This window comes from Rhodoligotrophos defluvii (assembly GCF_005281615.1).
Classification (GTDB): Bacteria; Pseudomonadota; Alphaproteobacteria; order Rhizobiales; family Im1; genus Rhodoligotrophos; species Rhodoligotrophos defluvii.
Map to the genome: position 1 here is coordinate 1592611 of NZ_SZZM01000001.1, position 20959 is coordinate 1613569.

Here is a 20959-nt window from a genome sequence, read left to right on the forward strand (position 1 = left end):
TCATGCGAGCGGGAGACCTTGCCGCCAGACACCGGTCAGATCTTCACCTCACCGTTCTTCAGCTTCTGGATCAGCGCTTCCGTCTCCTGCACCACCTCCTGCGGGATCGCTGGGTTATAGGTGCCGAAACGGCCGGCCTCGGTGCCGATGTCGTAGATGTAGACCTTGCCCTCGGCCTTGCCTTCCTTGGCGAGCCTCAGGAAATCGACGAGGGCGATGCGGAAGTCCATCACGGCCGACTGGAGCACCGTGTCCTTCCAGTTCTCGTACACATCCTTCCAGATGCCGAACCCCCAGGCATCCTTCTCCTGCAAGGCTTGCAGCGCGCCGATCTGTGCATTGTCGAGCACGGGGAAGATCACGTCCACGCCCTGGTTCAGCTGGTTGAGGGCCGCCTCCTTGCCTTTGGCGATGTCGTCCCAATCGTTCGTATAGGTCACCGCCACCGGCGCGCCGGGCGTTACGCTGTGGACGCCGGCGGTAAAGCCCTCCAGCAGGTCGGTCGCGACCTTGATCTTCTGGCCGGTGATGTAGCCGAAGTTCTGGTTCTTCGACATCTTGGCCGACAGGAAGCCGATCACATAGCCGAAATGCTTGAAGTCGAAGCTGACGGAGGCAATGTTCTTGGCCGAGATGAAGCCGTTGGTCACCACGAATAGGGTATCGGGGAAGCGTTCGGCCGCGCGCTCCACCGCGTCGACGAACTCGCCGCCATGGCCGATCACCACGTTATAGCCGCGGCGCGCATAGTCGGAGAGCGCTTCCAGCTGGTCGGGCTGAGCCACCTTCTCGATATAGGCCGTCTCGATGCCAAGCTTCTCCTCGGCATCCTTCATCGCCTCGTAGCCGGTCTGGTTCCAGGCCTGGTCCGTGATGTTGCCGGGCATCACGATGGCCGCCTTGAACTCCTGGGCGAAAACCGCTGCCGGCCCCATCGCCGCCAATCCGGCGACCGCCGTCGTGGCTAGGAAACTCCGTCTCGTCATCCGCATGGCTATCCTCCCTTTCCCATGTGTTTTTTGTCCCGTGCCGCCGGTCATTGCGGAACCAGCGCGACCGGTTGCGTATAGAACGGCACCTCGTCGATCCGCGGCTGGTAGGTTCCGGCGCGCTGCAGGGCCAGAAGATGATTGGCAATCTCTTCGAGTGTTGCGAACCACACGTCGCCGCGCGCCTTGATGTCGAGTAGCATCTTCTCCAAGTGGTGCCAGCGGGTCAGGCGGCCGGTCAGGAACGGGTGCCAGACCGTAATCCATAAGCCGCCATGGGCGTAATGAGCCTCGAATTCATCCATGTAGTTGCGGATGGCTTCGGTGGGCGAGCGCACTGGCATGGCATAGCCGAGCTCCGGCGTGTGGGCATATTGCGGGTAGTCGTCCATGCCCCAATGGGCGGGCAGCTCCACCAGCTGGCCGTTCCCCGTCGAGAGCAGATAGGGCACGTCATCGCCCATCAACGAGGCATCGTAGAGGAAGCCTTCCTCCACCAGCAGCTCGCCGGAATGCCTGGAGAAAGAGTACATCGGCGCGCGCCAGCCGCGCGGGCGGCGGCCGGCCACCCGTTCCAGGATGTCTATGCTGCGCCGCAGCCGCTCATGCTCCTCCTCACGTGAGAGGTCGTAGGAGTTCTCGTGGATATAGCTGTGCAGCGCTACCTCGTGACCATCCACCACCATGGCCTCCACCGCGCGCGGATATTGCGCCGCGCACCAGGCGGGCACGAAGAAGGTCTGCCTTATGCCTAGCTTCCGGTAGGTGGCGAGAATACGCGGCACGCCCACCATCGGCCCGTATCGCAGCATGGATGTGGTGGAGACCAGCGTGGGCGCCTTCTCAGCCGAATGGATATGGACGAGACTGTCCGCGTCCATGTCGAAGGTCACGGCCACGGCGCAGCGCGCCCCATTCGGCCAGGGCGGCGGATTGCTGATCATGCGGCGGCCCCGGCTTTTGCTCTGCGCGCCATCAGCGCCTCCTCAACGGGCATGGGCGTTACGCCAAGCATCTTTGCGCCCGCCTCGCGCGGCAGCAAGGCAGCAGAGTGCCTCCGCCACCAGCCGGGCGGCAAGCACGCTCGTCGTACCGCTCGCCGTATCGAAATCGGGTGAGACCTCCACCACGTCGAAACCGGCGAAGCCATCGCGCCCGGCGACCCGTACGCCACGGATGATCTCGCGCGAGGTGAGCCCGCCGGGTTCAAGGCTGTTGGTGCCCGGCGCATAGGCCGGATCGATGCTGTCGATATCGACGCTGATATAGAGCTTCGCGCCCCCGGCGGTGGCGATCGCGCGGGCCTTCTCGGTCACCGCCTCGATGCCCTCCTGCTCGATCTGCTCCATCGGAAACACGGAGATGCCCATCTTCTTGTAGAGCGGCGTCCATTCCGGCAAGTTGCGCGGGCCGCGCGCGCCGATGATTGCCACCCGTTTTGGGTCGATATGCTCAAGCTCGCAGATCCGCAATACGGGGGATGCCCGGGTGAGGCGATCGCCGTCGAGCGCCTCGCTCAAATCGAGATGGGTGTCGAAAACCAGCAGTCCCATGGGCGCGCCATGGTGGTTTGAAACGGCCTTCACGGCCGGATAGGTGATGCCATGGTCACCACCCAGGCTCAGCGGCACCGCGCCCTTGTCGAGAACCTGCTCCAGTCGAGTCTCGAAACGGCGATAGCTCTCCACATTGTTTCCGGGCACCACGTCCACATCGCCGATATCGGCGATGCGCAGATGCTCGACGATGTCCACATCCCAATCGAAATTGTGCCGGCCGAACAGCAGCGAGAACTTGCGGATCTCTTGCGGCGCCCGCCGCGTCGCGCCGCCGCGGAACGTGGCGATGCCGTCATAGGGCATGCCGATGATCACCGCATCGGCATCCAGGCGGGCCAGATCAGGCACATAATCCACGGCCATGAATGGCGGTACGTCGCCATAGATCTTGGGCACGTCCCCGGGACGAAGAGCTTCGCGCATCGGCTCTCCCTGAGCTTTCTTCCCGTGAGGGCGCGTTCGGTCGGCCGCTATCCGGCTCTCTTCCCTCACATCGTGAGGTTCCCACCGGCCATGCCTTGGGTAAATATGAAACATCTGAAGGTCAGTTCGCAATTCATCGAACTGTCGCGTCGCAGCCCACCTTTCCCAACTTGGCCGCTCGCGAAAGATCACTTCGACATTTTTGTATTCTCTCAAGCAATCGCTCCGGGCCATGATTTCCAGGAAGGACGGGCCGCAGGGATCCGATCACCGAACGACACAGGGAGAAACCCCATGACCGTGCGCATGAACGAGCTGAGCTGGACCGACTATGACCGCAAGGTCCGCGAGGAAAATCCTGTGGTCTTCGTAACGGTGGGCTCTCACGAGCAGCATGGGCCCCATCTCCCCATGTGTTGCGACGAGGTCATCCCCACCGCCATTGCCGAGAAGGCGGCGGAGCGGATCGGCGGCCTCGTCGCGCCATCCATTGTGTTCGGCTACAAGTCGCAGCCGCGCTCCGGCGGCGGCAACCACATCCCTGGCACGATTAGCCTCGATGCTGCCAACCTGATCGGCACGGTGAAGGACGTCATCACCGAGCTCGCCCGCCACGGCGTGCGCCGCATCGTGCTGATGGACGGTCATTATGAGAACACCATGATGATCGTGGAGGGCGTTGACCTGGCCCTGCGCGATCTGCACCGTGACGGGATCGACGACGTCAAGATCATGCGCATCGGCTATTACGAGTTCACCACGCCGGAGGTGGAGAAGGCGGTCTGGCCCGATGGCTTCCCAAGCTGGCCGCTGGAGCATGCTGGAGTCATGGAAACCTCCATCATGATGTATCTGCGCCCCGAGCTGGTGCATCTGGACCGGGTGCCCAGCCACGGGCCGGCCGCGTTTCCGCCTTATGACGTCTATCCCGTCACCTGGGAGAACTGGCCGTCGCTGCCCCGGGATGGGGCGCTGGTTGCCAGCACGATCGCCTCCGCCGAAAAGGGCAAGCTGCTGTTCGATTGTTATGTCCGGGGGGTCGCCGACGCTGTGGCGAACGAGTTCGGCCTCAAGCTCTGAGGAGAGCGCCGGAGAAGCCATGTCATGAGCCAGTCACCGTTCCAGCCTGTCGATGCCGCCCTGGTGCCGCGCTTTGCCGGTATCGCGAGCTTCATGCGCCTGCCGGTCGTGGCCTCGCCTGCGGGACTGGACATCGCCCTGTTCGGGATCCCGTGGGATGGCGGCACCACCAACCGGGCGGGCGCGCGCCACGGGCCCCGGGAGATCCGCAGCCAGTCGAGCCTGATGCGCCGCGTGCACCACGTCACCGGCACCGAGCCGTTCTCGATCGCCAAGGTGGCTGATATCGGCGATCTCGCGGTCAACCCGATCGACCTTAGGGATGCCCTGCGGCTGATCGAACAAGGCGTGGCGCGCGTTGTCGAAGCGGGCGCGATCCCGCTCGCCGCAGGCGGCGATCACCTGGTCACGCTGCCCGTCATGCGCGCCGTAGCGCGATCCCGGCCGGTGGGCATGATCCATTTCGACGCCCATTCCGATACCAATGACCGCTATTTCGGCGACAATCCCTATACGCACGGAACCCCGTTCCGCCGCGCCATCGAGGAAGGGCTGCTCGATCCGAAACGGACGGTCCAGATCGGCATCCGCGGCTCGATTTACGAACCCGGCGAGCATGATTGGGCGCGTGGGCAAGGGGTGCGCGTTGTCTACATGGAGGAGTTCGTCCGGCGCGGTGCCGAGGACGTCATGGCGGAAGCGCGCGCGATCGCCGGCGATGGACCGACCTACGTGTCCTTCGACATCGACTGTCTGGATCCGTCCATGGCGCCGGGTACCGGCACGCCCGAAGTCGGCGGCTTCACCACGCGCGAGGCCCAGCAGATGCTGCGGCTTCTGGACGGCGTCCCTATCGTCGGCGCCGACGTGGTGGAAGTCGCGCCGCCCTTCGACGTGGGCGGCATGACGGCGCTCGCCGGCGCCACCATGATGTTCGAGCTGCTCACCGTGATCGCCAGGCAGATTGCGGCGCGCGACCGCTGAAGGCTCGCGGGGGGCGACGGGGCTCGACCATCTCCGTCCGAGGGCATGGCGAAGCAGCAGACGGCGACAGTCAAACGCCCGTCGAGGCCTTTAACTGTGCCGCCGGGATTCCGGTTCCACCGGGCCGTCGACATTGTCCCGAGGTATCGGTGAAAGCTGTGTACTCCTGCCGAAGACGTGAGGTTTACGATTCCAGATTGCAGCGGGAAGTGTGGCCGAAACTGGGGTATCCCATAGCCTGGCATACGCGGAAAGCATCGACAACCTGAAATGCTGTATGCAGCTCATTGACGCGAGGAGGGAATGCTGTAAAGTTGCGGCAAGTCCTGGGGCGCCGCTGCAATGATGGTCATGGCAACCGACAAAAGCGATCAAGAGGAGATGCAGCGGATCGTGGCGAAGAGTAGAGGGGAGAGGGGCTTGCATTCCGAGCCGTTGGTTGAGGCGCGCAAGCTTCAGAAGAGCTATGACGGCAAGCTTGTCATCGAGAATCTGGACCTCACGATCCATAGAGGCGAGTTCCTCACCCTGCTCGGGCCATCCGGATCGGGCAAGACCACGCTGCTGATGATGCTGGCCGGCTTCGAAGCGCCTACCGCCGGCGAGATCTTCTATCAGGGCCGCTCCATCGCCAACCTGCCGCCACATGCGCGCAATTTCGGCGTGGTCTTCCAGAACTATGCGCTGTTTCCGCACATGTCGGTGTTCGACAACGTGGGCTTTCCGCTCAGCGTGCGCAAGCTCTCCAGGGCCGAAATCGCCAGCCGGGTGAGGCAGGCGCTCGCCATGGTGCAGCTCGAGGAATTCGGCGAAAGGCGCCCGCCGCAGCTTTCCGGCGGCCAGCAGCAGCGGGTGGCCCTCGCCCGCGCGCTGGTGTTCGAGCCGGACCTTGTGCTGATGGACGAGCCGCTGGGCGCGCTCGACAAGAACCTGCGCGAGCAGCTGCAGGTGGAGATTAAGCATCTGCACGACCAGCTGGGCATCACCGTGGTCTATGTCACCCACGACCAGACCGAAGCCATGGTCATGTCGGACCGGATCGCCATCTTCAACCGGGGACGGATCCAGCAGCTTGGTGCGCCCAGGCAGGTCCACGAGCACCCGGCCACCGCCTTCGTCGCCCGCTTCATGGGCGAGATGAACGCCTTCACCGGCAAGGTCATTGCGGCGAATGCCCAGGGCCAATGCGAGATCGCGCTAGGCGAGGGCCTGCGCTTCGTCGGCACCAGCGCGGGCGCGCCGATGGTCGGGTCCACCCGGCTGATGGGCGTGCGGCCCGAGCGCATCATGCTCAACCCGCCGCCGGAGAGCTGCGACAATATGGTGCCCGGGCGGGTGGCGGAGTGCATCTATCTCGGCGACCGCATGACCGTGCTGGTCGCGGTGGACGGCGGCCTCAACTTCACGGTCAGCGGCGGGGTGGCGAGCATCGACAATCCGCCTCGGCCCGGAATGCCCGTGCATATCGGCTGGAGCAAGGAGCACTGCCTGATCCTGGAGCCGGACTGAGCCGCGGGTCAGGTCGGGTCGAAATGCCGCGACAGCCGGCTCATGCTGTAGGCGATGTAGTTGCGCGCCGTCCAGCCGATGGCGCGTGTATCGCCCAGCTCGAGCGCGCGCCGAAGCTCCGCCAGCTCCGCGTGGAGGGCCTCCAGTGCCTCGGGCCATACGCTCTCCACGATGTCGTACCAGACCCGCGCCGTTTGCATGTAGAGGCTGTCGTGCAGCTCGCGTAAGGGCTCGTTGCTGATCAGCCGGTTCAGCAGTCTATGGCGGTCGTTCTCGATGATCCAGAAGGTGCGGAGATCAGGCTCCTCGCGGAGCTTCTCCGCCCGTGCGATGAGCGCCTGGATTTCCGCGAGGGCCTGCGGAATATTGGCCTTCTGAATGAAATCCGCCATGATCTCGCTGATGCGCAGGCGCAGCTCGTAGACATCCTTCAGGCGCCGGAAGTCCACCCCCGTCACGATCGTGCCGACCCCATCGCGGATCTCCACCAGCTTTTCCGACTCGAGCCGCTGCAGGATCTGCCGGATCGGCGTGCGACTCACCCCGAACTCCTGGGCCAGCGCCACCTCCTTCAGCACCATCGTCGGGGGATATTCGAAGAAGCAGATGCGATCGCGCATGGTCTGGTAGATCGCGTTGATCCGTGACCGCCCGCCCTTGCGGACCGAGGGTGCCTTTGGCGCGGCCTCCGTGCTCGCATCGGATTTCTGGTGTCTGTCCATCAATGGTCCGGTCGGTTCACGATGCGCGGGCTCGCGAGGCTCGCAACGGTTGGCGATGATTATTGCCATAGAGGCCGGCTGCCCACCAAGCGCTGCGAGCGGCGGCGCAGCATCTCGACCACGGCGAGGAATACTGCGGAGAGCAGCAGCAATATGGTGGCGGCGGCGGTGACATTGGGGCCGGTATTGTCCTTGATGCCGGAGAACATCTGCAAGGGAATGGTCTTCTGGGCCGGCGCGGTGACGAAGGAGGCGATGACGACCTCGTCAAGCGAGGTGGCGAAAGCGAAGACCGCGCCCGTGACGATGCCGGGCAGAATGATCGGCAGCATGACGCGGCGGAAGATGGTCAGCGGCTTGGCGCCCAGCGAGCTTGCGGCGCGCCACAAGTTGCGGTCGAAGCCTTGCAGGGCCGCGAGCACGCTGATGGTGACGAAGGGCAGGCCCAGCATGGCGTGCAGCAGGATCGCGCCCCAATAGGTGTTGTTGAGGCCGACGGAGACGAGGGCCAGATAGCCGCCGAGCGCCGCGATCACGATGGGCACCATCAGCGGAAAGATCGAAAGGAGCAGCGTCGCCGTCTTCATGGTGTTGCGGAGGCGGTCGATGCCGATGGCCGCCATGGTGCCGATCAGCGTGGCGAGCGCCGCGGCGGCGGTGCCGATCAGCGCCGTGTTGCTGACGGCGTTGCGCCAGGCGGGCGAGAACAGAACCTCCTCATACCAGCGCAGCGAGAGGCCGGGCAGCGGAAAGGTCATGATGGTGCCGGCGGAGAAGGAGATGGGAATGACGATGAGCGCCGGCGCCACCAGCAAGACGAGCAGCACGGCCGTGAATGTGCCGAGCAGGCCCTTCGACAGAGGCAGATCGTATTGCTCGCTCACCCTTTGAGCCCTCCGGTGGCCGCCCGCATGGGCCGCAGCCAGGCGAACAGGGCGCCGATGGCCGACAGGAAGATGACCATGAAGATGACGCCCAGGGCGGCGGCGAGCGACTGGTTGCTGTAGCGGATGGCGGCGAGCTCGACGAAGGTGCCGAGCATCTGGTCGGCGCCGCCGCCGACCAGGGCGGGCGTGATATAATATCCGCTGGCGGAGGCGAACACCAGGATGCAGCCGGCCGCGATGCCTGCCCTGCTTTGGGGCAGGTAGACGCGGCGGAACACGACCCACGGGGTGGCGCCCAGCGAGCCGGCGGCGCGCAGCTGGTTGCGCGGGATCACGCGCATGACGTTGTAGATCGGCAGGATCATGAACGGCAGCAGCACATGGGTCATCGCGATGAGAACGCCGATGCGATTGAACACCAGCTGTATGGGCGCGGTGGTGATGTGCAGCCCCATGAGCGCCTGGTTCACCAGGCCATTGTTCTGCAGAAGCAGAATCCAGGCCATGGCGCGCACCAGGACGGAGGTCCACAGCGGCAGCATCAGCAGGAGCAGCAGGGGCATGGCCTTTTGCGGCGGCAGCGAGGCGAGGTAGACCGCGATGGGCAAGCCAAGGGCGAGGCAGAGGGCGGTGACCGTGAGGGCAATGCCAAAGGTACGGATGTAGATGGCCCGGTAGATGCTCTGCTTGTCCTCCGTGATCATGCCGTTTTCGCCGCGCTTCAGGTCGAGGGCGGCAAGCAGGAACCGGTCGGTCCATGGGCCACGGGCCGCCCATATGGCCTGCCAGATCCGCGGTTCTGCCCAGCGCGGGTCCTGGGCGATGAGGCGCGATTGCGGATCGCCGCCGCTGTCCTCCGCCATCGCCAGCGCGCGCAGGGTGGACAGGACCAGGCTGCGTGCGCCGGGAAATTCGATGTTCAGGCGGCTGGCCGCTGGCCCCCATTGCGAGACCGGCGTGGCGGCGAAATCCTGCACCAAGGCTTCATAGGCTGCGGTGGGAACCGGCGCTGCGCCGTTCCAGCCTTCAAGGCTGGCCAGGGTGCGGGGCAGAAGGCGCGCCGCCTCGCTGTCGCGCACGCTTTCGACCACCATGAGGCACACGGGGATGACCAGCGTCACCGCCAGGAACAGCACCAGGGGGATGAGCAGGAGTGCTGTTCCAAGGTGCCGTCGCATGATCTCCGCCCGCAAGACCAGTGCAGCTATTGCGCCGCGAACAAGTTGAACCGTTCGGTCAGAGGCTGGATGTTATCCGCCCAGAAGCCGGCATCCAAGCTGATGGCGCCCTGCATGTTCGGGCCATAGGTGGGCAGCTCTTCGGCCACATCCTCAGGCAGCGCATCGAGCGCCTTCGTGTTGGTGGGGCCGTAGGCGACGAGCTTGGAATGAATTTCCTGCTGCTTGGCGCGCGAGGCAAATTCCAGGAACTTCAGAGCCGCCTCCTTGTTCGGGCTGTTGCGCAGCACCACCCAGGAATCGACCGCATAGATGCTGCCCGGCCAGATGAACTTGAAATTGCGCTTGTCCGTCTCGTTGGCGGCGGTGATGCGCGCATTGAAGGCGAGCACCATGGCCGCCTCACCGGAGGCGAGCAGCTGGATCGACTGGGCGCCGCTTTCGAAATAGAGAAGCTCCGGCTTGATGGTTTCGAGCTTGGCGAAGGCGCGGTCGACCCCTTCGGGGGTGGAAAGCACCTTGTACACCTCGTCGGCCGGAACCCCGTCGCCGATGAGAGCGAGCTCGAGCGCATATTTCGGCCCCTTGCGAATGGCGCGCTTGCCGGGAAAGCGCTCGAGGTCGAAGAAGTCGGCGACGGTCACGGGCCCCGCGCCGAGCTTGTCCGCATCATAGGCGATGCCCGTGGACCAGGTGATGGCGCCGACCCCGCACTTGCTCACCGCCGCGGGGATGAGCTCGTCCTTCTGCGGGATCTTGGACCAGTCGATCGGCTCGAACAGGCCTTCGGCGCAGCCGACCAGCACCTCCTCCGCTTCCGCCTCCACCACGTCCCAGCCGGGGTCGCCCCCGGCTTCCACCCGTGTGCGCAGGACGCCGATGCCGCCATTCCAGGAATCATCGATGACCGGGATGCCGGTCTCGGCCGTGAACGGCTTGAAATAAGCCTCGCGCTGCGCGTTCTGCGGGGCTCCTCCCCACCCGATGATGGTCAGGTCACGCGCGAGTGCGGTGCCGTGAAGCGCCATGGTCGCAGCCAAAGCCGCGGTAATCAGAACAGCCCTCATCGACCCTCTCCTTCTGTTTGTTCGAGAGTTGCTGCACACCTAGTACCGAACATGGAGTATACAGCCGCTTTGCCATGCCGAGTCAACAGCTGCATACAGCAAGCTGCGAGCCTATTGCCTCTTCAGACGATGTTTGGCAGCGGCGGCGGACCGAAGCTTTCCTGCAGAAAGGCCGCGAGCCTCAGGATCAAGGCCTCCTCGCCATAGCGCCCGACCAGCTGCACGCCGATCGGCAGGCCAAGGGAATGGATGGTGGTGGCGAGCGTCACGGCGGGGTGTCCCGTCATGTTGAAGAAGGCGGTGAAGCGGGTCAGCGCGTTGCCGATGGCCTCCTCCATTCCGTCCATGGCAACGGTGACCGTGCCGATCTTCGGAGCCGGTATGGGTGTTGCCGGCGTGAGGATCGCGTCTACATCGGTGAACACCTGCTGCATCCCCTCCCTGAATTGGGTGACGAGCCGCTTGGCCCGCACATAGTGCTCGGCCAGGATGTACTGGCCCAAGGCCAGGCCAGCCCGGAAATCAGGGCTATAGAGCGCCCCGCGCCCATCCAGGTAACGCATGTGGTAGCTGAGCGCCTCCGGCATCTGAATGGTGAGCGATGCGGTGCGGGCATAGGTGGCCTCGGGCATGGCCACTTTCGCGATGCGCGCCCCGGCACGCTCCAGCGCCCTGAGCGCGTTCTCGGCGGCCGTGAGGATTTCAGGGTCGGCGCGCTCGAAATAGAAGCGGTCGGGAATGCCGATGCGCAGGCTTCCCAGGCTGTGCACATCGGGCTCGGCTTCCGGGGGGAGATCGGCGCAAGCCCGAAACAGCGCCATGCAATCGGCCACCGTGCGGGTGATCAGGCCGAGATGGTCGAGCGACCAGCAATAGGGCACCACGCCGTCCATGGGCAGGCGACCGAAGGTCGGTTTCAGGCCCACAAGCCCGTTCAAGACCGCCGGAATGCGAACCGAGCCGCCGGTGTCGGTGCCGAGGGCGAATGCGGCAAGCCCATGGGCGACCGCGGCGGCCGAGCCGCTGGACGAGCCGCAAGCGAGCCGCGCCGGGTCATACGCATTCACCGCCGTGCCGTACAGGGCGTTTTCGCCCGTGGTGCCATAGGCGAATTCATGCAGGTTGGTCTTGCCGAGGCTCACGGCGCCGGATGCGTTCATGCGGTCGATGATCGCCGCGTTGCGGGTGGCGATATTGTCGTGCAGCACAGCCGACCCGCCAGTGGTGAGCACGCCTTCGATATCGATGAGGTCCTTCGTGGCGAAGGGAATGCCGAGCAGCGCCGACGCCGCCTCGCCTCGCGCAAGCCGCTGGTCGCTTGCCGAGGCAGAGCGCCGCGCCAGGTCCGGCGTGACGGTGATATAGGCCTTGGCTGCCGCGTTGAGCCGGGCGATCCGGTTCAGAAAGACTTCAGCCAGCTCCAAGGCGCTGAGCTCGCGGCGTTGCAGCCGCTTCGCCAGCGCGCTGGCCGGCTCGAAGCACAACCGGCTGGGGTTCGACATTACAGCTTGACCGGCAAATCCGCGGCTGGAGGGGTCGTGCCCAGATCCTCGCGCCGCAAGCCCTCGAGCTGCGCCAGCAGATGCGGCAGGCCGGAGATGATGCCCATGGTCGGCGCCACCAGTTCAGCCAGATCCTCATCCCGCCAGGGATGGGCGGCCATCTGCTCGCGCACCAGGCGCAGGGTTTCTCCTTGCAGCGGTTGCATGCGGCGCTCCTTCCTGAGAGCGATGGCCGGCCAGGTCTGGAACGACCGGCCGGCCTGTTGCGAGGCGAGTTTAAGGCACTGAGCAAGCGGCCTGTCAAGCGTTGTCGCCAGTGAAGTATGCACCGCCTCAGGATGTGTATGGTTATTGATTCGCGGTATTGCTTTATATCTCGCCTTGACGGGTGCCGGCAGACCGCTTACGACGAATATGGTGTATGCAGCTTGGGGCATTCAGATGGCCACGATCAGTCAGTCCGAGTACATCGCCCGCACCTCCGCCTTGCAAAGCCGATTGGTAGAGAACGGCATCGACCTCGCCCTTATCGCCGATCCCGATTCGATCATCTATTTCGCCGGCTTCTGGAACTATCTTGGCGTGGAGTTCGGGCGGCCCACCATCTTGCTCGTGCCCCGTGACGGCGAGCCGACCCTGATCACGCCGCTCATGGAATCGGAAATGTGCCGGGAAATGAGCTGGGTGCCGGACGTGCGGCCATGGGCGGACGGTATCGATGGCGAATGGTTCGGCCCGATCGAAGCCGCTCTGGCCGGGAGCGTGCGCACGGTGGCGATCGAGACCACCAAGCTTCACCCGACCATCGGATTGCGCCTGCGGCCGCTCTTCGCCGGCAAGACGCTGGCCGACCTCGACCCGATCATCAGCCGGATGCGGATGGTGAAATCACCTGCGGAGATCGCCATCATGCGCGATGCGGGCAAGGTGGCCGTGGCCATGGTCGAGGGCGGGCGCGCGGCGATCGGCGAGGGCGTGCCGGAATACGAGGTGGCGCTGGCGGTGCTGGAGGCGGGAACGCGCAGGGCCGCCTCGCTGCTCGATGGCCAGATCGACCGTTTCGTGTCGCCCACCATCTATAACCTGCAGGTCATGCAGTCGGGCCATGACACCTGCATGGTGCACCGCCGGTCCTCGGTGCGCAGGATCGAGAAAGGGGATCCGATCTATCTCTGCTTCTGCGGCATCGCCAATTTCAAGAACTACAAGCTCGGCTTCGACCGGGAATTCTTCGTCGGCTCCGCCACCGACGAGCAGCTCAGGATCTACGAGACGGCCGTGCGGGCGCAGCAAGCCGCCTTGGCGGCGATCAAGCCGGGCGTGCCGTGCGAAGAGGTGAACGCCGCCGCGGAAGAGGTCTATCGCGAGGCGGGATTCGGCCCCTCCTACAGGACCGGTCGCTCGATCGGCTGCTCGTTCCTGGAAGCGCCGGAGCTGAAGCGAGGCGACAAGACGCCCCTTGCCGCCGGCATGACCCTGGCAGTGGACGGCGGTATCACCGTCCCGCATGAATTCGGCGGCCGGATCGGCGATTCGGTGGTGGTGACGGAAACCGGCTTCGAATATCTCACGCCCTATCCCCGAGAGGCTGCTATCCTCTAGACTGGGATGAGGTATTGCTGTCCGCCTCAATCGCGGCCCTAAGCGCTGACCAGCTGCGATAAATGGTCGAGAGCCCAGCGGATCTCGGGCAGGGCGCGTTCCGCTGCTTCCCATCCGGCCTCGATGGCAAGGCTCGCCTTTTCGAAATCGAACAGGCCGACATCTCCGGTTCGTGGCGAAATCAGCACATCGGGCGGATCGCCGGCGAGCCGCGAGCGTGCCAGCCGGTCTTGTGCAATGTTGAAGGCCGCCACCAGAACTGCGGAGATGCCGGGCGGGCTCGCGTGCAGATCTCGCGGCGGCGGCACCGGCACCGGCGCGGGCATGGTGTCGGCGCCGACCTGCTCGACGGCCCGCACCACGTCCGGCTGCTGGATCACGGTTCCGCCGAAGGCATCCGCATTGACGTTGACGGCAATGACCAGGCGCGCGCCCGCCGCGCGGCAAGCGGACACCGGAATCGGGTTGACCACCGCGCCGTCGATCAGCCACTGCTGCGCGAAATGGATCGGCTTGAATACCCCGGGCAGCGCGTAGGACGCCCTGATCGCATCGACCAGGCGGCCCTTCTGAAGCCAGATCTCATGCCCGGTCAGCAGCTCCGTTCCGATGCAGATGAACGGGCGGTCGAGATCCTCGATCAGCGTATCGCCCAACTGCTCGTTCAGCATGCGTTGCAGACGGTCGCCGGCGATCAAGCCGCCGCCGCGCCAGGAGAAGTCGAGCAGCGAGAAGATGCGCCTGCGGGTGAGCTTGCGCGCAAAATCCTCCAGCGGGTCGAGCTTGCCCGCCACATAGCATCCGCCCACCAGGGCGCCGATCGATGTTCCGGCGATGATGTCGACGTCGATCCCGGCCTCGGCCAGGCGATGGATGACGCCGATATGGGCCCAGCCACGCGCCGCCCCGGCGCCTAGCGCCAGCCCCACCCGCGGCCGCTGCCTCGCCGGGATCAGGGCCGGTGCCTCACTTGGCCCCGAGCCGTTCTCAGATCCGTCCACCCGACTCCAGAATCTCAAGACTGTCCACTCGTGCGTCTGCTGCCTGCGACCGGCGCGCCCGCCCTTGCGCCATTTGAGATAAATTCACCACGCCTGCGGTTTCAGATCGATTAAGTCGCTCCCGATCCATGCAAGCCCAGCTCGGGTCCTTCAGCCTCTACAGCTGTGTCGGATTGGGAACATCCCCGTAGACCTCCAGGGGGTCGAACGTCTTTTCCGCTTCCCGGTATTCGAGCCTGAGCTCGGGCGACACGCTGCTCTGCAGCGGCACGGACCGGTAGAAGCAGGAGCGGTAGCCTACATGGCAGCTCGCGCCGGACCCCGCGACCTCGACCTTGAGCCAGACTGCATCCTGGTCGTCATCGATGCGAAGATCGACCACCTTCTGCACGAGCCCGCTGGAGGCACCCTTGTGCCACAAGAGCTTGCGCGATCGGCTCCAGTAATGCGCCTCGCCGGTCTCGATCGTGCGCTTGAGGGCCTCGGCATTCATATAGCCGACCATGAGCACGTCCCCGGTGGCCGCATCGGTGGTCACGGCGACGATCAGCCCGTCCGCGTCGAATTTCGGCGCGAGATCGTGTCCCTCCTCGACCTGTTCGATGCTGAGGCGTTTTGCGAAGATTGTATCGGTCATGGCCTGGGTTCTGAACGGAAACAGGACTGGCGTCAACGGGCGTGGCGGATCAGCTCGAAAAAGCGGGCCTGCAGCACCGCATCGGCCTTGAACGCGCCGGTGAACTGGGTGGTGATGGTCGAGACATTGGGCTTCTGCACACCGCGCAGCGACATGCACTGATGGACCGCGTCCACCAGAACCGCGACACCGCGCGGCTTAAGCGCCGTCGCCATGGCATCGGCAATCTGTGCCGTCATCGTCTCCTGGGTCTGCAGGCGGCGGGCGAACACCTCCACGACGCGCGCGATCTTCGATAGGCCGACCACACGGCCGCTCGGGAGATAGGCGACATGGGCTTTGCCGACGAAGGGCACCATATGGTGCTCGCAATGGGAGGCCACCTCGATATCGCGCACCAGCACCATATCGTCATAGCCTGCCGTCTCCTCGAAGGTGCGCGACAGGATCTCCAGCGGATCCTGCCCATATCCCTTGAAGAACTCGCGATAGGCGCGCACCACCCGCTCGGGCGTCTCGGCGAGGCCCTCCCGCTTGGGGTCATCGCCTGCCCAGCGGATCAGGGTGCGCACAGCCGCCTCCGCCTCTTCCCGTGTCGGACGGCCGGCGGCATGCCCTGGCTCGTCCTCCCTGTGCCGCGCGAGAAGGCTCACGATCGCATCCATATGACTTCCTGAACCCCCGCGCTGTGGGCCGCACGACGTCGTGTCGCACGCCGGGCCTTCGTTGCCGATTTTCATACACCATATAGAATTGGCGCGGCAGCCCCGCAAGCCGACGAGCCCCGGCGGGCGATGTCGCGCTGGAGGAGTATCGCCGCTTGCGAACCGATCGGACGAGATGCTGAACGACATTTACAATAGGCAGATCCTGGGCTTCGCTGCCGATATCCCTCTGACCGAGCGGCTGGCGGAGCCCGATGCGACGGCCGTCGCCCACTCCCGCCTGTGCGGGTCCAAGGTGACGGTCGACCTCAAGATGGCGGACGGGGTGGTCACCGCCTTCGGGCACGAGGTGAAGGCCTGTGCTTTGGGGCAGGCCTCATCCTCCATCATGGCTAGGCACGTGATCGGCTCGACCGCCGCGGAACTGCGCGCGCTGCGCGGCAAAATGTACGCCATGCTGAAGGAGGGCGGGCCGCCTCCGGATGGGCGCTGGGCGGATCTCGCCGTCCTGCAGCCGGTCCGCGATTTCAAGGCGCGGCATGCCTCGACTCTGCTCACCTTCGATGCGGTCTGCGACTGTCTCGACCAGATCGAGGCAAAGCAGGCGCGCCCATCGGCCGCCGCCGCGGGGGCTTGAGATGGTGCTGGATCGCCTGCTGGCGCAAATCGGCATAGGCTTGATCACCGCCTATCGATACACCCTTTCCTCCATTTTGGGCCGCACCTGCCGGCATCTGCCCAGCTGTTCGGAATATGGCATTGAAGCCTTGCGGCGGCATGGCGCATGGCGCGGCGGATGGCTGCTGGCTTCTCGCTTGGCCCGATGCCATCCCTGGGGCACCCACGGGCTTGATCCGGTGCCGGAGCATTTGGCCGACCACGGTCTGCGATTTTGGCGATACGGCCGTTGGCGGGGCGATCACATCCGGCACGGCTTCGCGCAACGGCCATCGCTGAACGACAGAGGCCGCCAAGGCTGATGATGCCCTGACGGCCTCTCCGCTCGAAGTGGCCTCTCGATGGCACAGGATTCTGCGGCGCTAGGGTAAATGCCGCGTAAACCTGCGCTGGCGAGGGGGAGGACCGGCCACTTCGCCCGGTGGACACAGTCCGTTAGAAGATCGGTAGCTGATAGCTCACCGCGGCGCGGAACGTGTGCATGCCGTCCGTGCGCAGCCGGCCCGAGCCCTTCGGCATGTTGAAGTCGAACTGCTTCGCATCGAGATCGGTATAGAGATACTCGCCGCGCAAGCTGACATTGTCGGTGAGCTTCGTCTCGATGCCGCCGCCATAGGTCCATCCCTTCACCAGGTCATCCGCCTTGATACAGGTCTGGCAAACCCGGCTCTTCATCGCCACATCGGCAAGTGCCAGGCCGGCCGTTCCATAAAGGAGAACGTCGCCGAGCGCATAGCCCACGCGGCCGCGGAAGGTGGAGAACTGCCGGAGCTCGACGGTCGTACCCAGCCCGGCACCTTTGACGCTGCCGAAGCTCGTGTCGGCCTCGGCACCCAGAACCATGTTGCCGAGCTGCATGTCGAAGCCGGCGAGACCGCCGAGCATCGGCCCCTCGACCCGAGCCTCTTCCGGGCCCCGGAACGCATTGACATTGGCTTTGGATTTGGTGAAGCCACCGAGCACACCCACATGAAAGCCCTGCCACGGCAGCGGGCTGGGCTGCGACACCGCGTGAACCGTCTCGTAGCTCGAGACCGGCGGTGGCGACGGCGGCAGGTCGGCAGCGAGAGCTTGGCTGGTCAAGGCCAAGCACGTGAGCGTCGTCAGCGAAATCGACCTGGAGTAACGCAACAATCTGGAACTACCCATGAAAAACTCTCTCTCAAACAGACCTTGCTTGCCCCCAAAAGGCACAACCTCAAAGCGAGTTTGCTCACGCCTTTTAACAGGGTATTAAGTAATTGCAACCTTAAGATGCAAAGCCCATGTTGACTCGAGCGGAGCCAAAACTGAACGGCCCATCAGCCTGTTAGGAGGCCTCAGTGGTTGCCGCAGCCATGAGCCGGAGCGGTTAACCCAAGCCGCGTGGCCGTTCGGCAACAGGAGTGCTGCGGCAGCGAGCGCCTTGACGCCCGGCCTTAGTGCCGCCAAAACCACACGGGCGCGCGGGCCCCAGGTCCGCCTATCCCATGCAAGCGACGCTTACCTGCGTGGTATGCAGCGAGTGAGCAGGAGACAGAACAGCTATGATCCAAGTGACTTTTCCGGACGGCAGCCAGCGTTCCTTCGAGCGCGGCGTTTCCGGCGCCCAGATCGCTGCCTCAATTTCGAAATCGCTGGAGAAGAAGGCCGTCGCCATGACGGTCGACGGCAAGCTCGCCGACCTTTCCGACCCGATCGAGGCCGATGCCGACGTCCGCATCATCACGCGCGAGGACCCGGAGGCGCTGGAGCTGATCCGGCACGATGCGGCGCATGTGCTGGCGGAAGCGGTGCAGGAGCTCTATCCCGGCACGCAGGTCACCATCGGTCCGGTGATCGAGAACGGCTTCTATTACGACTTTGCCCGCAACGAGCCCTTCCACCCGGAGGATCTTCCGGCGATCGAGCGCAAGATGCGCGAGATCATCGCCAGAGATAAGCCGTTCACGAAGGAGGTGTGGAGCCGCGATCAGGCGAAGGCCTATTTCCGCGACAAGGGCGAGAGCTACAAGGTCGAGCTGATCGACGCGATCCCCGAGGACCAGCAGATCAGAATCTATCGTCAGGGCGAGTGGCTTGATCTCTGCCGCGGGCCGCACATGACCTCCACGGGCAAGGTGGGCAACGCCTTCAAGCTGATGAAGATTGCCGGCGCCTATTGGCGGGGCGATGCCAACAATGCGCAGCTGCAGCGCATCTATGGCACGGCCTGGGCAAGCGAGAAGGACCTGCAGGATTATCTCACCCGGCTGGCGGAGGCCGAAAAGCGTGATCACCGGCGGCTCGGCCGGGAAATGGACCTGTTCCATTTCCAGGAGGAAGGCCCCGGCGTCGTGTTCTGGCATGGCAAGGGCTGGACGCTCTATCAAACGCTGCTGGCCTACATGCGCCGGCGCCAGCAGGAGGCCGGCTATCTCGAGGTCAACACGCCGCAGCTGCTCGACCGCGCCCTGTGGGAGGCATCGGGTCACTGGGAGAAATATCACGAGAACATGTTCGTGACCGAGACGGAGGATGAGCGCAGCTTCGCGCTCAAGCCGATGAACTGCCCCGGCCACGTGCAGATCTTCAAGCACGGCCTCAAGAGCTACCGCGACCTGCCGCTGAAGATCGCCGAGTTCGGCTTCGTTCACCGCTATGAGCCGTCCGGCGCCATCCATGGGCTGATGCGGGTGCGCGCCTTCACCCAGGACGATGCCCATATCTTCGTAACCCCGGAGCAGCTCGCGGAAGAATGCCTGAAGGTCAACGACCTCATCCTCTCGATCTATGAGGACTTCGGCTTTGCCGACGTGTCGATCAAGTTCTCCGACCGGCCGGCGCAGCGGATAGGTTCCGACGAAATCTGGGATCAGGCGGAGGCGGCCTTGCGCGACGTGCTCGAACGCACCGGCCGCCCGTGGACGTTGAACAAGGGCGAGGGCGCGTTCTACGGCCCCAAGCTCGAATATATTCTGAAGGATGCCATCGGCCGCGAATGGCAATGCGGCACGTTGCAGGTCGACCTCAACTTGCCCGGCCGGCTCGGCGCCTTCTACATCTCGCCGGAAGGCGAGAAGCGGGTGCCGATCATGCTGCACCGGGCCATGTTCGGTTCGCTGGAGCGGTTCATCGGCATACTCATCGAGCACTTCGTGGGCCACTTCCCGCTGTGGCTTGCGCCGGTTCAGGTGATGGTCTGCCCGATCGTCTCGGAGATCGACGGCTATGCGGCCGAAGTGGCGCGAGCGCTGGCTGCTGCCGGCTTGCGGGTCGAGACGGACCTGCGCAACGAGAAGATCAATTACAAGGTGCGCGAGCACTCTCTGGCCAAGGTGCCGGTCATTCTCGTGGTCGGCAAGCGCGAGCGGGACGAGCGCTCGGTCAACCTGCGGCGGCTTGGCTCGAAGGATCAGGCGACACTCGGCCTGGACGAAGCGGTGCGGAGCTTGGCGGCAGAGGCGGTCCCGCCGGATCTGGCGCGGCACGGGACCAAGGCAGCCGCTGCCGCTTGAGGCGCAAAAAAGCAGGGGGCGCCCACGGCGCCCCCTGTCATCATCTCACGCGTGCCACTTAGAATGCCGGCAGGTAGTAGGTGATGCCGGCGCGGATCATGTGAGAGCCGTCGAACGAGGCATTCGTCCGGTTCTGCGGCTTCCACTCGGTCAGCTTGGTCTTCATGGCGACGTTGAACGGGAAGGCGTAGAGATATTCCGCCCGCAGGCTCAAGGCATCGGTGAACTTGTACTCGACACCGCCGCCCACCACCGGGGTGACACCGTAGCGCGCATCGCTGTACTCGCCCCAGTAGGGGTGCTCGGTCTTGAGCTTTGCATGGGCCACGCCGACGCCGCCTGTTCCGTAGAGCAGCATGTTGTCGAAGGCATAGCCGAGGCGGGCACGGAACGAGTAGAACTCGTCGATGCTGGCCTTTGCCGGGTAGGTGTAGCGGCCGCTGTCGAAGTCCTGCCGCAACCGGGCCTGTCTCTGCTCCTTCGTCTCGCCCTGCACCTTCACCTCGGCCGGCGCCTTGGTGTCGCCCTTGTCGGTCTTGATAAGCTCGTAGATGGGCTTGCCGTCTTTGTCCTTCACAGGGTCGCCGGAGCTGTCCACCTTGGCCCTGCGCGCCATGCTCGGGTCACGCCTGTTGAGCTCGTTCACCAGCTTGTGCCCGCGGCTGCCGCTGATCGAGCCGAACGACCCGTCGAACTCGGCCCCCAGCACCCAGTTGCCCATCTGGCCATGGATGCCGGCCAGGCCGCCGAACATGGGACCATCCATGTCGAGGTGGCTGAGCTTGTGCTCGTGCTCGCCGAAGCCGTAGGTGCCGAGCAGCCCCAGGCTAAAGCCCTGCCAGGGCTTGTAAGGCGCGGGAATGCTGATGGCGGCCGGCGGCTCGTAGACGGGAAGGTCGGCCGCAAGCGCAGGCACAACCCCCAGCGCCGCCATAGCCGTCGCCAGCCCACTGGTCCAACGCACTAAACGCATACTGTCCTCCAAAATATCCGTTCCAAT

Annotated in this window: 21 protein-coding genes; 7 read left to right on the top strand and 14 right to left on the bottom strand. The window is 64.6% G+C overall.

The genetic code is table 11. The annotated features are described in order from the left end of the window. Window positions 1–35 precede the first annotated feature (35 nt). Genes E4P09_RS07600 through speB (E4P09_RS07610) form a run of 3 tightly spaced genes read right to left on the bottom strand, consistent with a single transcriptional unit; the run spans window position 36 to window position 2971 of the window. Complete coding sequence (locus E4P09_RS07600) at window positions 36–986, bottom strand: BMP family protein (protein WP_170984275.1); 951 nt, start codon at window positions 984–986, stop codon at window positions 36–38. A 50-nt stretch (window positions 987–1036) separates the two neighbouring features. Beyond that, window positions 1037–1933 carry a polysaccharide deacetylase family protein gene (locus E4P09_RS07605; protein ID WP_137388897.1) on the bottom strand — a complete coding sequence of 299 codons (897 nt, stop codon included), beginning with the start codon at window positions 1931–1933 and terminating at the stop codon, window positions 1037–1039. Between the two features lie 42 nt (window positions 1934–1975). Further along, window positions 1976–2971, bottom strand: a complete 996-nt coding sequence (gene speB / locus E4P09_RS07610; protein WP_170984276.1) for an agmatinase — start codon at window positions 2969–2971, stop codon at window positions 1976–1978. A 294-nt stretch (window positions 2972–3265) separates the two neighbouring features. On the opposite strand from speB (E4P09_RS07610), the gene E4P09_RS07615 reads away from it, so the two are divergent. The 3 genes from E4P09_RS07615 to E4P09_RS07625 all read left to right on the top strand — a co-directional run bounded on the left by E4P09_RS07615 (window position 3266) and on the right by E4P09_RS07625 (window position 6544). After that, complete coding sequence (locus E4P09_RS07615) at window positions 3266–4051, top strand: creatininase (RefSeq protein WP_137388899.1); 786 nt, start codon at window positions 3266–3268, stop codon at window positions 4049–4051. A 24-nt stretch (window positions 4052–4075) separates the two neighbouring features. Further along, on the top strand, window positions 4076–5035 hold the full coding sequence (gene speB / locus E4P09_RS07620; protein WP_137388900.1) for an agmatinase: 960 nt from the start codon (window positions 4076–4078) through the stop codon (window positions 5033–5035). A gap of 420 nt (window positions 5036–5455) precedes the next feature. After that, on the top strand, window positions 5456–6544 hold the full coding sequence (locus E4P09_RS07625; protein ID WP_239025050.1) for an ABC transporter ATP-binding protein: 1089 nt from the start codon (window positions 5456–5458) through the stop codon (window positions 6542–6544). Window positions 6545–6552: 8 nt separating this feature from the next. On the opposite strand, the gene E4P09_RS07630 is transcribed toward E4P09_RS07625, so the two are convergent. The 6 genes from E4P09_RS07630 to E4P09_RS07655 all read right to left on the bottom strand — a co-directional run bounded on the left by E4P09_RS07630 (window position 6553) and on the right by E4P09_RS07655 (window position 12106). Then, a complete protein-coding gene (locus E4P09_RS07630) occupies window positions 6553–7266 on the bottom strand; it encodes a GntR family transcriptional regulator (RefSeq protein WP_170984277.1) in 714 nt (237 codons plus the stop codon). A 59-nt stretch (window positions 7267–7325) separates the two neighbouring features. Then, complete coding sequence (locus tag E4P09_RS07635) at window positions 7326–8150, bottom strand: ABC transporter permease (protein WP_239025051.1); 825 nt, start codon at window positions 8148–8150, stop codon at window positions 7326–7328. Then, window positions 8147–9331, bottom strand: coding sequence for an ABC transporter permease (locus E4P09_RS07640; RefSeq protein ID WP_137388902.1), 1185 nt, complete (start codon window positions 9329–9331; stop codon window positions 8147–8149). Before E4P09_RS07640 ends, E4P09_RS07635 begins: the two co-directional genes overlap by 4 nt. 26 nt (window positions 9332–9357) lie before the next feature. Further along, window positions 9358–10398, bottom strand: a complete 1041-nt coding sequence (locus E4P09_RS07645; protein WP_137388903.1) for an ABC transporter substrate-binding protein — start codon at window positions 10396–10398, stop codon at window positions 9358–9360. A gap of 122 nt (window positions 10399–10520) precedes the next feature. Continuing rightward, entirely contained in the window at window positions 10521–11900 is a 1380-nt protein-coding gene (locus E4P09_RS07650) for an amidase (RefSeq protein WP_137388904.1), read from the bottom strand. Then, the gene (locus E4P09_RS07655) at window positions 11900–12106 is read right to left on the bottom strand and encodes a hypothetical protein (protein WP_137388905.1); all 207 of its coding nucleotides are present in this window, start codon (window positions 12104–12106) and stop codon (window positions 11900–11902) included. Before E4P09_RS07655 ends, E4P09_RS07650 begins: the two co-directional genes overlap by 1 nt. 235 nt (window positions 12107–12341) lie before the next feature. Here E4P09_RS07655 and E4P09_RS07660 point away from each other — a divergent pair, with 235 nt between their 5' ends. Continuing rightward, complete coding sequence (locus E4P09_RS07660) at window positions 12342–13502, top strand: M24 family metallopeptidase (RefSeq protein ID WP_137388906.1); 1161 nt, start codon at window positions 12342–12344, stop codon at window positions 13500–13502. Between the two features lie 38 nt (window positions 13503–13540). Here E4P09_RS07660 and E4P09_RS07665 read toward each other — a convergent pair whose 3' ends face one another. The 3 genes from E4P09_RS07665 to folE form a co-directional block, all read right to left on the bottom strand. After that, entirely contained in the window at window positions 13541–14521 is a 981-nt protein-coding gene (locus E4P09_RS07665; protein WP_239025052.1) for a patatin-like phospholipase family protein, read from the bottom strand. Window positions 14522–14660: 139 nt separating this feature from the next. Beyond that, window positions 14661–15140: a phosphoribosyl-AMP cyclohydrolase gene (hisI, locus tag E4P09_RS07670; RefSeq protein ID WP_137388907.1), complete on the bottom strand. Its 480-nt coding sequence runs from the start codon at window positions 15138–15140 to the stop codon at window positions 14661–14663. A 32-nt stretch (window positions 15141–15172) separates the two neighbouring features. Then, window positions 15173–15805, bottom strand: a complete 633-nt coding sequence (gene folE / locus E4P09_RS07675) for a GTP cyclohydrolase I FolE (RefSeq protein WP_137388908.1) — start codon at window positions 15803–15805, stop codon at window positions 15173–15175. Between the two features lie 175 nt (window positions 15806–15980). Between folE and E4P09_RS07680 the strand changes: the two genes are divergently transcribed. After that, window positions 15981–16442, top strand: coding sequence for an iron-sulfur cluster assembly scaffold protein (locus tag E4P09_RS07680; RefSeq protein ID WP_137388909.1), 462 nt, complete (start codon window positions 15981–15983; stop codon window positions 16440–16442). A 1-nt stretch (window position 16443) separates the two neighbouring features. Then, the gene (yidD, locus tag E4P09_RS07685; RefSeq protein WP_205042036.1) at window positions 16444–16785 is read left to right on the top strand and encodes a membrane protein insertion efficiency factor YidD; all 342 of its coding nucleotides are present in this window, start codon (window positions 16444–16446) and stop codon (window positions 16783–16785) included. A 133-nt stretch (window positions 16786–16918) separates the two neighbouring features. On the opposite strand, the gene E4P09_RS07690 is transcribed toward yidD, so the two are convergent. After that, window positions 16919–17566, bottom strand: coding sequence for an outer membrane protein (locus E4P09_RS07690; RefSeq protein WP_170984278.1), 648 nt, complete (start codon window positions 17564–17566; stop codon window positions 16919–16921). 443 nt (window positions 17567–18009) lie between these two features. On the opposite strand from E4P09_RS07690, the gene thrS reads away from it, so the two are divergent. Further along, window positions 18010–19959 (top strand): threonine--tRNA ligase, encoded by a 1950-nt coding sequence (thrS, locus tag E4P09_RS07695; protein WP_137388912.1) that lies wholly within the window; start codon window positions 18010–18012, stop codon window positions 19957–19959. Window positions 19960–20017: 58 nt separating this feature from the next. Here thrS and E4P09_RS07700 read toward each other — a convergent pair whose 3' ends face one another. Next, a complete protein-coding gene (locus E4P09_RS07700) occupies window positions 20018–20932 on the bottom strand; it encodes an outer membrane protein (RefSeq protein WP_137388913.1) in 915 nt (304 codons plus the stop codon). Window positions 20933–20959 lie beyond the last annotated feature (27 nt).